Origin of the sequence: Chryseobacterium sp. JUb7 (assembly GCF_024806495.1) — a bacterium.
In the GTDB taxonomy this organism is placed as follows: Bacteria; Bacteroidota; Bacteroidia; order Flavobacteriales; family Weeksellaceae; genus Chryseobacterium.
On the sequence record NZ_JANUFF010000003.1, the window covers coordinates 187,109 to 200,490 of the forward strand.

A 13,382-nucleotide genomic window follows, 5' to 3' on the forward strand; every position below is an offset into this window, starting at 1 on the left:
ATTAAAAATAGGCGCTTCATCCAGCAGAATAAGATTTTGATCTAAATTTCGCCTCTTACACTAAATCCTGAACTTCCTTCCTGAGAAGATATACCGGGCAAAAACTGTAATGTTTTAATTACATCCCTTTCTCCAAATAAGACCGGTAGTTTTGAAATTCCCTGGATGTCAAGAACTTCTGCACCAGCCCGGGTCTGAGTAGAGAAAGCTTTATTTTTCCTGGGATCTTTAATCGTAATTTCTTCAATTTCAATCCCTTCATCTTTTTCAAGCTCCCAATCCATTTTTTTTTCTGCATCAAGATGTACATTTTGAGTTTCGGGTCTGTGTTTATTGTGGCTGATAATCAAAGTATAATCATTCTCAGGAAGAGATAAAGAATAAAAACCATAGTCATTGGTTTCAATAGATATTTCAGGATTGTCTTTGACCCGGATCGTAGCTCCGGCGATCACTTCTCCTGTATTCTGGTCTTTTACGACTCCATTAATAGAGTAACTTTTCTGGGCATAACAACCTACTGACAAACATATTGCCATAGTAGTAATTCGCATCATCTGTGTTGTGTTTTGTATATTTTTGCGCAAATATAAAAACAATTCCAACTGATTTTAAGCTACTGTTTTACAACCAGAATGATGGTAGAATGAAAAATATCTACATTACAATAAAAAAATGTTTAAATTTTATTTTCTAAATATTTTAATTAATTAAAAAACAGCCTCTATTAACTTTATTTTATAATTAATATTTTTCAACAAAATAAATAAACTTTAATATAAAATTAACTTACATAGCTATATTTTAGCATTAAAAGTTAATAATTTTAAGAATATCAAAAACGTAATAATCATCTCTAAAATGATGATCGTTAATAAATATCCAAATGGTTTATGTAGAGAAATGCCTACCATCAATTTTATAACTCCTAAGAATAAGATGGAAATCATAAGGCAAAATGTCAATTTGGAAATCTTTTCTCTGAAATATATTAATATGACCGTTGAAGTATAGAACCCGAAAAGGAGAATCAGATAAAATGTAAGAAAGTAAGGTCCTTTTAAAGAAATCGGATTCAAAGTTTGATGATTGATAAAAAGCCAGATCAGGCTTATCAAAACAGGAATGGTATATAAGATGATTTTCTTCATAACTTTTTTTTTAATCTCCACCACCACACCCACCGCAACCTCCACCACAGGAGCTTCCGCAAGAACTGCTGCAACCCGAAGAACTTCCGCCACAACCACTCGAGCTCCCTCCGCCATCATTTTGATTTTTATTTCGGTCTTTACTTTTTCCTAAAGCCCATGAAAGAAAAAAGATAAAAGCAAAGGCAGCTGATACATTTCCGAGGCCATCGGAGCAAGAACTCAAAATAAGCAGTACTGAAATAACTGTCAGCCAATTCATTTTTGATCCTTTTTTTCCTATTTTACCCATCCAGATATCAGCAGGAGGCTGTTGTCCGAAAATTTCCTGATAATTTTTCAATGTGCTATCAAACCATATTTTATGCTTCTGCTTTTCATTTGAACCTCCTTTTGAAGGATGATGGTGAAGCTTGGTCTGAAGAATATTCGGACAGAATTCTTCCCAATAATTCTGAGTATAGATCAGATGCATATGCCAGACTTTATCTACAACCTCACTCGGAGAGGCTCCGTTTGGTAAAATACAGCACAGATAAACAAATTTTTTATATTCTTCTATGGCTTTTTTTGTAAAACGCGGAGTCCATTTTTCTTCCTGGGCCAATTTTTTTGAGAAAGGGAAATCAGCCTCGTTGTCTAAAGGAAAAGATTGAAGCCTGTTCCAGAGCGGATCATTGTGTAATAAGATTTTTGCTTCCATTGTTTTAAACTTTTAGTTTCTACTCAAATATCATTCGATTTAAAAATATAAAAGTCTTACAACAGTATTTTTTAGTTTTAAAATAATCTTAAATTAGTCTTATGAAAAAAGAAGATATTCAGCATCTTGAGAAATTGATGAATTTTTTAGCTCAGCATTTTTTAAAGAAACATCATTGGGAAGACGTTTCAAAAACTGAATGGTCATATATTGTCACTGAAATTAATGATTTGATTATCAATCAAAATAATGAAAATACCAGCAAGAAAACACCGGATATTCTGGGGTCAAACTATCTATACGAGCATTTGATAATTAATAAATTAAAAAAATATTTTCATAATAATAATGCTGTTCTAAGTAAGCCTAATCTGGCAAAATTAAGTCTGATCGTCAGAGTTTTAGGATATTCTAGTTATATTGATTTTATCAATTCAAATACAGAATCGTTCAATTTTAGTGATCTAAGAATTGAAATGAACAAGGTGCAGCAGAATACAAATTTGCTGGACCGGCTCGTAGGCTGTTGGTATTCCTACAACAGAAACCTTCCGGAAAGTCCGTTACAGGCTAAAGAAGACCGGATCTGGCGTTCGGCAACGGAAATCTATAAGTCTGAAACGACAGGAGAATACTTCATTGAAAGGAGCGGTGGTGACCGTCACAAATATTTCGGAAAAGTAACTGCGTATTCAGATTATGTTTTTATCATCATGAACAGCAATACATTTATCCGTCAACGCCATTTTATTTCAAGAATAAAAGACATCAAGGAAAAGTTGAAAAATCCAGAATATAAGCTCCATGAGTTGCATTTTATAAGTACATGTATCAGTTTTAACCAAGAGCCGATTGCCCTTTTTGAAATCTTCCAGAAAGCAGACAGAAAAACCTTTATTTCCGACTCTCTCAGCTATCCCATAGACAGTGAAGAAATACCAAAATCTATTGTAAAACAGCTTGAAGATACAGAGTCTAACAGAATTGATTACAGATAATTGGAATAGGAGTAACTATTATTGATTGGCAAGCATAAACCCTTTGTCTGGATCTAAATTTTTTGATTCAGTCCCTTCTTAGAATACAACGTTTTTCGCTGTTCTGTATGATCTCAACTCTGAAATTAACTTACCAACCAGTCTTTAAAATCCTTCACGCGATCACGGCTTACCGTTATCTCTTCTTCAGGCTGAAAATCTAATTCCACTTTATAATTCGGTGAAGTGTGGATGTTTTTTATATAATCTGAACTGATTATAAACTGTCGGTTCACGCGGAAAAATTTTTTTTCATCCAATACCTCAGCCAATTCATCCAAAGTAAAATCCGAAGGGTAAGTTCTATCCTGAGTCTGTAGATAAACGATTTTATTTTCACTAAAAAAACAGCTGACTTCATTCGTCTGAACAATCTTAAGATTATAACCTATTTTCACCAAAATTCTGGAGAGAGTCGTTTTATCTTTTTTAATTAACTGCTTAATTTCCTGTGAAGTGACCGAGTTATCTGAAGGAATAAATGACTTAAACTTTTCAATCGCTCCAGACAGATCTTCATCCAAAATAGGCTTGAGAAGGTAGTCGATACTGTTTAATTTAAAAGCCTTTAAAGTATACTGATCAAATGCTGTGGTATAAATGATAAAACCTTTTGTAGGAATTTTCTCAAAAATATCGAATGACAGACCGTCGCCCAATACAATATCTGAAAATATAAGCTGAGGATGCTCATTATTTGAAAACCACTCCACTCCTTCTTCTACAGATTCTATTTTCGCAACTACTTCTATTTCTGGAAATTCATTCAACATTCTTTCTAACTTCCTTGAAGCCGGCTTTTCATCTTCGATAATAACAGTTCTGATCATTGAGTATTAGTTTTTACTTTAAATTTGAATAAAAATACTTAAAAGTTACTAGCTGTTAAAATTAATCGGTTCTTTTGATTTTTTAACTTCCCTTTCGATGATTTCATTTTCCCACTCGCTGTCAAATACAAATAATTTTACGGCCTTTACAGTCAAAATAATTCCCCAGATCAGAAATATAATTGATCCGTCGTATAGTGAAAAATCAATTCTCCCTTTTTCAAAAATATCATCGAAATACACGATTGCCGCAACGATTCCGAACCAAAGTAAGCTTTTGTAGAATCTTTTTAATTCTTTTACTCTCTTTACTGCCTGATTATAGTCCATTGTTTCTAGTTTTTTAGGTATTGTAAATTATTTTAAAGTGTTTTTGTGTTTTTTCTCTCTTCTTCCATCAATTCTCTGATCTTTTTCTCTTCCCAGTTCTTTCCGATACCGAACGTATTTACTGCATGTGCTGCAAGCCCTAATCCCCATCCTAACATTGGCCAGAAGAACCATAAGTGATTAGGAGACGTCAGTAAATTCAATACGACTAAAAAAGGAATTACCAGACAGTAAGAAGTAAGATTTCCATAAAATCCTTTTAATTCTTTTACTCTCTTAGAAGCTTTTCTGTAGGCTAAGTCTTCTTTTCTGATTATTGTTTCCATAATTTTTAAGTTTAAAAAAGTTAATTTGTTTGTTTTTGTTGAGACAAATGTAGGTCAACAATGATCCTCAAATCAATTTTATCTTACCGAACCGTAGAAAATAACAACTGAGTTGTAAAAAATATCAGGTAGCCGAAAAATAAGCCTCTTTCCCCAGTCGTTTTTCTTGATAAAAAACCTTGTAATCAGCTTTATCTATGTCAACAGCTAGTAGATAAAGGGAATCAGTTTTTTAGTTTTTCTTCTGTATTCCAGATATTCATCTCCAAACTGCTCAATCAGAGCCTGCTCTTCTATTTTAATTCTATAAATAAAAGCAGTGAATGGAGGAATAAATGCCAGAAACAATGATATCCAATTATTTAAATATAACCCAAGCCCAAGAGAAGTAAGAAGTGAAAAAGCATAAGACGGATGTCTCAGATATCTGTAAAAACCTTCTTTCTTAATCTGATGGTCTTGTTTTATCGTAACATCTACAGTAAAATATCTTCCTAATGATCTGATAATAATAAATCTAAAGATAATTCCGATCAAAATGAAACTCTCTCCTATATAAAAAATCCAAGACCGATGCACTATCGGAAACTTGGTAAAATAAGAGAGCGTAACCGAAGCAGCAATGGAAAAAAGAATCGCAATCCAAAGAATATTAAGGGTAAATTTATCTTTATTTTTTGGGTCCTTTTCTCCAGATTTCAAGAGTCTTTTGTAAAGAAATTCACTTAAAAACCATACGAACATGGAAAAAGTGAAAAACAGTTCTAATATTTTCATTTCCAATAATTTTCTTAAATAAAAATTACTTGTTAATTGCTATTTTTCTCTTTATCCATTAGTTCTTTGATTTTCTTTTCTTCCCAGTCATTTCCCAAAAGGAATTTAGGTAAAAAGACATTCATTCCATAAATAATTAATCCTACGCCCCAAAAGAAAGGTAAAGCAAAGTATTGCCATCTCCAGATCGTTTCTCCCGGTTTTAAATCCTGATAATTAAGAAATAAAATAAAAATATTTACGGCAAGATAAACGAAGGAGAAAACATAAAAATTTTTAATCTTTTTCACTCTCCTTTCGGCTTCTTTATAACGAAAGTCATTTTCATCAATATTTTCCATGATTGTATGTTTTTAAATTATTGTCTGTTGTGTTTTTCCAAAATTTCTCGGATTTTCTTTTCTTCCCAGTTTTTACCGATCGCGAAAACGTTCATTCCATGGGCAATCAAACCAATTCCCCATCCTAACATCGGAAAATAGAACCAGATATGTTTAGGATTTGTCACTAAGTTGATAATGATTAAAAAAGGGATGATAATGCAGTATGAAATCAGATTCCCGTAGAAGCTTTTTATTTCCTTTACCCTTTTTTTTGCTCTTTCGTAAGCTTTGTCCGTATCGTCAATTTTTATACTGACAACATTAGGTTTAGCCGATAATACCGGAAGCTTTACTTTAAAATAATCTTCTGATTTCTCAATAAAAACATTTCGCTTGGTAAGCAATGAATACCGCTGTACAATATTCGAAAGTCCAATTCCGGAACTTTCTTTCATCTGCTCTCTTACCTGCAGATTATTTTCAATACATAAAGTATCATTTTCCGAAAATATTCTGATCATTAAAGGTCTCGAAGAAGTTGCAAAATTGTGCTTGATACAGTTTTCCAAAAGCAGTTGTAAAGATAAAGGAACAACAAATCTTCGGTAGTCTTCTTTTTCAACATCAAAAACAAAATCCACACTGTCTTCAAATCTGGTTTTCAGCAGATCACAATAGGTTTTTGCAAATTCTATTTCATCTTCTACAGTTACCAGTTCTTTATCTTTCTGTTCCAGTACATATCTGTAAATCTTTGACATAGAAGCAGTAAACTTTTGAGCCTGTTTTGGGTTTTCATCTATTAATGAACTTAAAACATTTAAAGAATTAAAGAGAAAATGAGGATCAAGCTGGTTCTTTAAGCTCTCAAACTGTGCATTGGCAGATTTTGCAATTAATTTTTGCTCAACAACCTCTTTTTTGGAAGTTTTTTTTAGCTCTTCCATAAAGCTTTTTGCGTGCAGAAATGTAGAAATAAGCAAGGCTATATTAATCGTAAACCAGTTGATAAAATTATATCTTCCCGAAAAGTATTCCTGGGTCGTCACAGCCTTCTGAAAAACTACAAAATTCATATAATTGCAGAAGTATACCAAAATAACATTGGCGATAAGGATAGAAACAATGCTTATAACCGTTCTTTTTGTCGTCGCTTCGGACCAAGGAAACTTTTTATTAAGAAAATCATTTATCAAGCCGTTTCCTATTCCCAGAAGAAAGGAATACATTGTAGAGATCAGCAGTGTGCGCATAAAGTTTTCAATCGTCATCTCATCCGTAAAAACGAAAAAGAAAAATAACGATGTAGCCACTGTGATCCAAAGTAAGGTGATCAGATTTTTACGTTTCATGAGTAAGTTTCTTGGTTCAAAATTAGTCGATATTAAAGGTATCAAAAAAAAATTCTGTCCGAACAGTATTTTTTTGTACCCGAACCGCATAAAAAAACCTTCCGTTGAAAGGAAGGTTTGGATATAAATGTCTGGATAATTATTTTTTAGCAGTCTGGCTTGCAAAATATTCTGCTTCTGCTTTTCCCCAGTTTGGATCAAGTGCAGATTTCGGTTTGTAAGTTTTGAATTTTTCCAAAGCTTGCTTAAACATCTCGATTCCTTTTGCTTCACTTCCTCCGTATTGTTTTGGTGTAAAGTACATATCTTCAGCTTCAATTAAAGCAATTCTTGGGTTATTCGGATCTAATTTTTTAGCTTCATTAAGAGCTTCTGTAGCTTTAGCTCCATCCGTTGCATATCTCACCTGCGGATTTTCCATCATACTTAATGAATAAGCCATTTTTCTCAGCAGCTGAACCTCAGCATTATCTAATCCGCCAAGCTTTCCTACGTTATCAAGATATTTTCTTGCAGCTCCTGCATATGTCAATAACTCATCTTTTTTACCTGCCGTCATTTGTGCTCTTCCTTTTTGAATATAAGCATAAGCTGCATAGTAAAATGGTAGCCATTGGTTTCCTTCTTTCACACCGATTCTATTAAACTCCTGTCCTAAAATTTCAAATTCTTCCGGAGTCTTCGCATTTTCAATTTTAGTTATTTTTTCAGCCATTACTTTCTCATAACTGTTCTGAGCAAAAGCCGTTAAGCTCATAAAAGCTAAAGCAAAACTTAATAGATATTTCTTCATTTTATTTCTATTTTTAGGGTTAGTTATATTTTATTCAAAGATATGTATTTAATCTATATAATTAAATCATGAAAAGTTCCGATTAATTAGATTTTTATAAATTATTGTTAATCGCATCCTGTGTTTTATCAACTCCGAAACTGATGAAAGCACCGATAAAAATAAAGGTATTAACAGGCGGAACTACTGCCGATCTTCTTGCCCCATCATCTGACGCTGAAAAATTATATCCATAGACATTTTTTGATCCCAATACATTTGAAATACTTAAAACGAAAATAGTAAAAGCCTTCGCATCTTTTTTACCGAGATTAGGAAGATAATTAAAACTAAGGTTCAGTGCGTTATAATCTTTCAGCCTTCCTTCATGCCTTACGTAATAAGCTGAATTCCCGTTAATGTCCTGAGCTGCAATATCATAATAAGGACGTCCTTTTGCATAAGTATAAGAAAGGTTAACGCCCGTTTTCCATTTTGGAATAAATCTTTTGGCAACTGCAGAAAGGGTATGCTCAGAAGCAAAATTAGGTTTTAAACTCACCGGATAGTTCATAAAATCTCTTTTAGAATCGAGAAAAGAATAACTGATCCAATAGTCTATATTTTCAAACGTTTTTTTATCTCTCCAGAACAGCTCAAGTCCTTTTGCATAGCCGTAGCCACTGTTATTATCTGCTGTCTGAATATATTGGTTCTGCCCGTCTTTAAAATCCAGATTTTTTACTTTTAAAAGCTGATCATATTGCTTATAAAAAGCTTCAAATCTCAAACTTCTTCCTTCTGTAGTTCTCTGCACCTGAAAAATATAGTGTTGAGACTTTTGAAAATCTAAACTTGACGGTCCGTTAATATATCTGCTTTCAGGATTCTGATAGAAAAGACCATATGCGAATGAGGTGGTCCAGTTGGTTGCCAGTCGGTAAGCCAAGGCCAAACGGGGTGCAATATTGCTTTTTTCAAGGAATGAAGAATGCTCTCCCCTCACTCCTATTTTTGCTGAAAGCTGATTGCTGAAACCAAGATCAGTTTCCACGAATGCAGAAGAAATAAGGTCTTTATAATTTTTATTGATATCTTCTCCAAAATTCAGCTTTTCGCTGGTGCTGTTCAGTTCCAACCCTGCTCTTAAAGCACTGATTTTATTTATTTTCCGTTCCAAAACGGTTTTAAAGTTTATATAATTTCCATCCGTTAATATTCCTGTATTACCAGATTCTTCGGCATTATTTTCTGTTGAAAAATTAAGATCCGATCTGTTGAAAGAATAGGAAGCTCCGGCATTCAGAAGATATTTCCCGAATTTCTGTTTAAAGGATAAATTATGATAAGTATTCTTGCCCTTCAGCCTTATTAAACTGAACTCACTATCCGTTTCCAGACTTTCGGTTTTCACACCCATCCGATTGGAATCGTACATTCCGTAATATTTAAAAAAACCTCCTGATTTTGTTTTAAATCTGAAATTAAAATCAGCATTCAGACCTTGAGGAGCATCTATAAAATTGGTATTAAAATTTAAAGCTTCCTGCATCAATTTTAAGTTAGAATATCCCAAAGTAGCTCCGTAAGAATAATTTTTCTGATCGCTCAGCTTCTGAAAACCTGCATTCAAAAATATCGGTGACACTCCAAAGTCATACGAACTCTGATCCGGCAGATCTACACTTTCCAGCATGAGTGCTCCGGAAAGAGCCTGTCCATACAATGCAGAATATCCTCCACTTGAGAAAATATTTCCTTTAAAAAGAGAGGTATTAAAGCGGTCTCTTCCCGCAATTCCCGGAACAGAGCTGGAAAAATAATTGTTGATCAAACTTCCGTCCATGAAAATTTTAGATTCAGTTCCTGTTCCTCCACGGATAAAAAGGCCTTCTGTTTCGCCTACTTTCTGTACTCCGGGAAGATAAGTCAGTGCCGAAGAAATCTGTCCGTCAGCACCCGCTGTCGTATAAATATCAATTGGGGTCAGCAATGCTGTTGCTCTTTTTTTATCACTGGCCTCTATGGATCCCGCGGACACCACCACGGCATCGATTTCACTGATCTGTTCTTTTAATTCCGAATTAATAGTAAGATTTTGATTATCAATAATAATTGATTTTTCAACTTCTTCATATTTAGGATGCGAAAAAACCAGAATATGATTTCCTTTTTCAGAGGTCTCAAAAGAGAAATTTCCGTTGATATCCGTCGTAGCGCCATCATAAGTATCCTTTAACGTAATACTCACCTCATTTATTCCTTTATTTTTAAACGTTACTTTTCCGGAAACCTTCACCTGGGCAAAGCTGAAAGCAAAAAGCAGTAAAATGAGTAAGAATAATAATTTTTGTCCCTGTGTTTTCATGGATGTTAATTTTTCGATTCAAAAATAACACTCTAAATCATTTGCTCTAAAAAATTCTTACCGAAAGGTAAACTTTGAGCACTGAACTGCAAAAAACCATCTATTTAACATAAAAAGAACCGGAATCATAAAGAGGTTTGAAAAATGTTTTTTAATTTTAACGTAAAATCACTTTAAATCATTTAAAAATGAAGGGACAAACATTAGCATTGCTAGCGGGATGTGCGTTATTTGCAGTTTCTTGCGGAACGACAAAGACGTATTCTGTACTCGCTAAAAGCAACACACAAACAGGAGGAACTGCAAAGTTTACTCAAAAAGGAGAAGACGTCATCATGAAACTTGATGTTACGAATCTTACACCCGGAATTCACGCGGTACATATCCATGAAAAAGGAGACTGTTCTGCTGCAGACGGAACTTCAACAGGAGGACACTGGAACCCATCTAAAAACGATCATGGAAAATGGGGAGCTGAGCATTTCCACATGGGAGATATCGGGAATTTAGTCGCTGATCAAAACGGAAATGCAACCTTAACATTCAAAACTGACAAATGGTGTCTTGGATGTACAGATGAATCTAAAAACATTATCGGAAAAGGAATGATTGTGCACGCTGCTGCTGACGACTTCCATACTCAGCCTACAGGAAATGCAGGGGGACGAGTCGGATGTGTAGAAATAAAATAATCCTTTTATTTAAAATAAAAATACCGCTAATTTTCATTAGCGGTATTTTTATGTTTATGATTTTACATTCATGTCTGCAATGATATTCATTGCTTCCTGAAGATAAAGATCTTTTTTAAGGTTCTTAACCCAGATTTCAGATTTCTTTTTGAAGGCTTCATCTTTTTTCTCTCTTTCAATCTCATTAGGATACATGATAAATTGAAGACCATTTTCAAATTTCGTCAATGACTTGAATTTTTCAATCTGAGATTTTCTCTGTTTCATGAGCTCATTGAATTTATTGATATTAAGAGTAATTGTCTCTTCTTTATCCAATTTTTCTCTCCATTGAGCAGATTCCAGAAGCAATTGATATTTAGCATTTTTAGCCATTCTGTCATTGCTTGCTTTTTCAAGAGCCTGAATATTGAAATAGTTCAGTTTTTTGAAGTTTGTACTTGGAATTTTATCCCAAGCCAGAGCAAAGTCATCATATCGTTCTCCAATTTCAGCATACGTAAAGAAGTCTTTCATCTGAATATCAGAAACAATCCCTTTTCTCTGAGTAGATTCTCCCGTAATTCTGTAAAACTTCTGAATCGTAAGTTTTAAAGATCCGAAATCATCTTCTGTGTTTAAAAATCTGTTTAAATCAACAAATGTCTGAACCGTTCCTTTTCCGAATGACTGTGGCGAACCGATAATCATCGCTCTGCCATAATCCTGCATTACCCCTGCCAAAATTTCTGAAGCTGAAGCCGAAAGCTCATTTTGCATGATAACCAACGGTCCTGTCCAGATTGGGGTTTCGTTTTTATTCTTTAGTGTCTGGATTTTTCCGTTTCCGTCTTTCACCTGAACATATGGTCCTGCTTCCATGAAAAGCCCCATGATATCACCCACTTCCGTAAGTGAACCACCTCCGTTATTTCTAAGATCTAAAATAATTCCTTCGATATTCTGAGCCTTTAATTTAATGATCTCATTTTTGATATCATCAGAAGCATTTCTTCCTTTTGCATCTTCAAAATCAGCATTAAAGCTTGGGAGATTGATAAATCCATATTTTTTACCATTCGGAGAATTTACGACAATACTTCTTGCAAATGTATCTTCAATCGCAACTTCTTCACGGATCATCGTTACATCTTTAGTCGTTCCGTCTTTCTTCTGAACCGTTAAAGTTACCGGAGTTCCTTTCTCCCCTCTGATCAGACGTACTGCTTCATCAGCAAGCATTCCCACAACATTTACAGCATCTTCTTTAGGTTTAGATTTTACCTTTAAGATCTTATCGCCTTCGGAAAGCTGCTTTGATTTCCAAGCCGGAGCTCCAATCGTAAGTGCGCCCAGGTAAAGATTTCCTTTTTTCTCCTGAATAAGGGCTCCGATACCAATTACTTTTCCGACAAACTGAGTATCAAAATCTTCTTTATCCTTCGGAGAATAATAGTTGGTATGCGGATCAAAAACTTCAGTGTAAGAATTCATATACACTGTAAACCAGTCCATTTTCTTTCTCTTCTTAAATCTTGTAAAAGTTTCCTTTACCAGGTCTTTAACTTCGTCCGTAGCCTTTGCTCTTTTTTGTTCAGGAGTAAGAATTTTAAGTTTAATTGTATCTTTTAAATTAAATTTCTGAACAGAATCCTTTTTCTCTTTCTGAGCTTCTTCTTTACTGTTCATTGATTCAATTTCCTGAAGAATATTGTATTTAATGAATTTTTTCCACTCATTATACTGCTCCTGCTTATTGGCAGGAACTTTCTTAAGCTTAGGCTCAAGAGTCAATGTTTCATCTTCTTCAAGATTGATGGGCTTGCTGAAAATATCCTGAGTGATTTTATCGATTTCATCTACCCTTTGGTAAAGTCTGTCTATGGTAAGTTTATAAAACGTAAGATCACCCACATTCAGATAATCATCAAGCTTTGTTTCATGCTTTCCGAATTCATCCATATCTGACTGAAGGAAATATCTCTTAGCAGGATCTACCATCTCGAAATAATGCTTATAAACATCTTTTGAATAAGCATCATTGATCGGTTTTGGACTGTAATGCAAATATGAAAGAGTATTTTTTACGCTCACCATTATCGTCTGCATCTTTTCATCATCATTTTTAGGCGAATTGAAACAAAACATTAGACTTGTTAATGGAATTAGGAGTAAAAATTTATTTAGCTTAAAATTTTTCCACATAAATCTGTAATGTATTTTTATTAAATTTTAAAAAAGTATTTTAATTAGTAGTAAATTTTAATTTACTGTTACAAACTATCAAATTTAATACCTTATTTACAAATATCAATTAGTTTTAAGAGTTTTTATTACTAGAAATATGCTGCTTTATTTTTCGATCTTTAATTCGTATTAAAATGTACAGAGTAAAGAACGAAACAATGATTCTCGAAGCCAGTCCGAATTTATGCTCATCATATTTTCCGCCATCGATAAAGAAAAAACAGACTGAGATAAAAATCACCAAAAAACTGCATGAATAAGTAATAGGGTAATCAGAATTTTTATTGAGTCCATAAATAACATACGTAAAACCAAATCCAAGATAACTGAACATCATAAAACAAGCGGTAAGTGTATTCATTTCTCCTTTAAACCCGAGAAAATCAAGATTGCTCAAACCTATTAAAATTTATATTCTCAAAAGAAAATTTACCACAAGTCTATTCTTCTTCCAGGAGTAAATTATAGTTACAATTACTATCAATAAAACCGTCA

General features: G+C 33.7%; 15 protein-coding genes. 2 read left to right on the forward strand and 13 right to left on the reverse strand.

What is annotated here, in order from left to right:
• Nucleotides 1–41: 41 nt before the first annotated feature.
• From M2373_RS07745 to M2373_RS07755, 3 genes are all read right to left on the reverse strand, one after another.
• Nucleotides 42–557 (reverse strand): carboxypeptidase-like regulatory domain-containing protein, encoded by a 516-nt coding sequence (locus tag M2373_RS07745; RefSeq protein ID WP_259109218.1) that lies wholly within the window; start codon nt 555–557, stop codon nt 42–44.
• 240 nt (nt 558–797) lie between these two features.
• The gene (locus M2373_RS07750) at nt 798–1,271 is read right to left on the reverse strand and encodes a hypothetical protein (RefSeq protein ID WP_259109786.1); all 474 of its coding nucleotides are present in this window, start codon (nt 1,269–1,271) and stop codon (nt 798–800) included.
• On the reverse strand, nt 1,162–1,854 hold the full coding sequence (locus M2373_RS07755) for a hypothetical protein (RefSeq protein WP_259109220.1): 693 nt from the start codon (nt 1,852–1,854) through the stop codon (nt 1,162–1,164). Before M2373_RS07755 ends, M2373_RS07750 begins: the two co-directional genes overlap by 110 nt.
• A 101-nt stretch (nt 1,855–1,955) precedes the next feature.
• On the opposite strand from M2373_RS07755, the gene M2373_RS07760 reads away from it, so the two are divergent.
• Nucleotides 1,956–2,852: a hypothetical protein gene (locus tag M2373_RS07760; protein WP_259109222.1), complete on the forward strand. Its 897-nt coding sequence runs from the start codon at nt 1,956–1,958 to the stop codon at nt 2,850–2,852.
• Between the two features lie 125 nt (nt 2,853–2,977).
• On the opposite strand, the gene M2373_RS07765 is transcribed toward M2373_RS07760, so the two are convergent.
• The 8 genes from M2373_RS07765 to M2373_RS07800 form a co-directional block, all read right to left on the reverse strand.
• Nucleotides 2,978–3,721, reverse strand: a complete 744-nt coding sequence (locus M2373_RS07765; RefSeq protein ID WP_259109224.1) for a LytTR family DNA-binding domain-containing protein — start codon at nt 3,719–3,721, stop codon at nt 2,978–2,980.
• Between the two features lie 48 nt (nt 3,722–3,769).
• On the reverse strand, nt 3,770–4,051 hold the full coding sequence (locus M2373_RS07770; RefSeq protein ID WP_259109226.1) for a 2TM domain-containing protein: 282 nt from the start codon (nt 4,049–4,051) through the stop codon (nt 3,770–3,772).
• 32 nt (nt 4,052–4,083) lie between these two features.
• Nucleotides 4,084–4,377 carry a 2TM domain-containing protein gene (locus M2373_RS07775; protein WP_259109227.1) on the reverse strand — a complete coding sequence of 98 codons (294 nt, stop codon included), beginning with the start codon at nt 4,375–4,377 and terminating at the stop codon, nt 4,084–4,086.
• Between the two features lie 207 nt (nt 4,378–4,584).
• Complete coding sequence (locus M2373_RS07780; RefSeq protein ID WP_259109229.1) at nt 4,585–5,154, reverse strand: isoprenylcysteine carboxylmethyltransferase family protein; 570 nt, start codon at nt 5,152–5,154, stop codon at nt 4,585–4,587.
• A gap of 32 nt (nt 5,155–5,186) precedes the next feature.
• Nucleotides 5,187–5,495: a 2TM domain-containing protein gene (locus M2373_RS07785; protein ID WP_259109231.1), complete on the reverse strand. Its 309-nt coding sequence runs from the start codon at nt 5,493–5,495 to the stop codon at nt 5,187–5,189.
• 17 nt (nt 5,496–5,512) lie between these two features.
• A complete protein-coding gene (locus M2373_RS07790; RefSeq protein ID WP_259109233.1) occupies nt 5,513–6,829 on the reverse strand; it encodes a 2TM domain-containing protein in 1,317 nt (438 codons plus the stop codon).
• A 139-nt stretch (nt 6,830–6,968) separates the two neighbouring features.
• Nucleotides 6,969–7,622: a hypothetical protein gene (locus tag M2373_RS07795; RefSeq protein WP_259109235.1), complete on the reverse strand. Its 654-nt coding sequence runs from the start codon at nt 7,620–7,622 to the stop codon at nt 6,969–6,971.
• Nucleotides 7,623–7,716: 94 nt separating this feature from the next.
• Nucleotides 7,717–9,969: a TonB-dependent receptor gene (locus tag M2373_RS07800; protein WP_259109237.1), complete on the reverse strand. Its 2,253-nt coding sequence runs from the start codon at nt 9,967–9,969 to the stop codon at nt 7,717–7,719.
• Nucleotides 9,970–10,157: 188 nt separating this feature from the next.
• Here M2373_RS07800 and M2373_RS07805 point away from each other — a divergent pair, with 188 nt between their 5' ends.
• Nucleotides 10,158–10,661 (forward strand): superoxide dismutase family protein, encoded by a 504-nt coding sequence (locus tag M2373_RS07805; RefSeq protein ID WP_259109239.1) that lies wholly within the window; start codon nt 10,158–10,160, stop codon nt 10,659–10,661.
• A gap of 54 nt (nt 10,662–10,715) precedes the next feature.
• On the opposite strand, the gene M2373_RS07810 is transcribed toward M2373_RS07805, so the two are convergent.
• Nucleotides 10,716–12,845: a carboxy terminal-processing peptidase gene (locus M2373_RS07810; RefSeq protein WP_259109241.1), complete on the reverse strand. Its 2,130-nt coding sequence runs from the start codon at nt 12,843–12,845 to the stop codon at nt 10,716–10,718.
• 115 nt (nt 12,846–12,960) lie between these two features.
• Nucleotides 12,961–13,284, reverse strand: coding sequence for a hypothetical protein (locus M2373_RS07815; protein ID WP_259109263.1), 324 nt, complete (start codon nt 13,282–13,284; stop codon nt 12,961–12,963).
• Between the last annotated feature and the right edge of the window lie 98 nt (nt 13,285–13,382).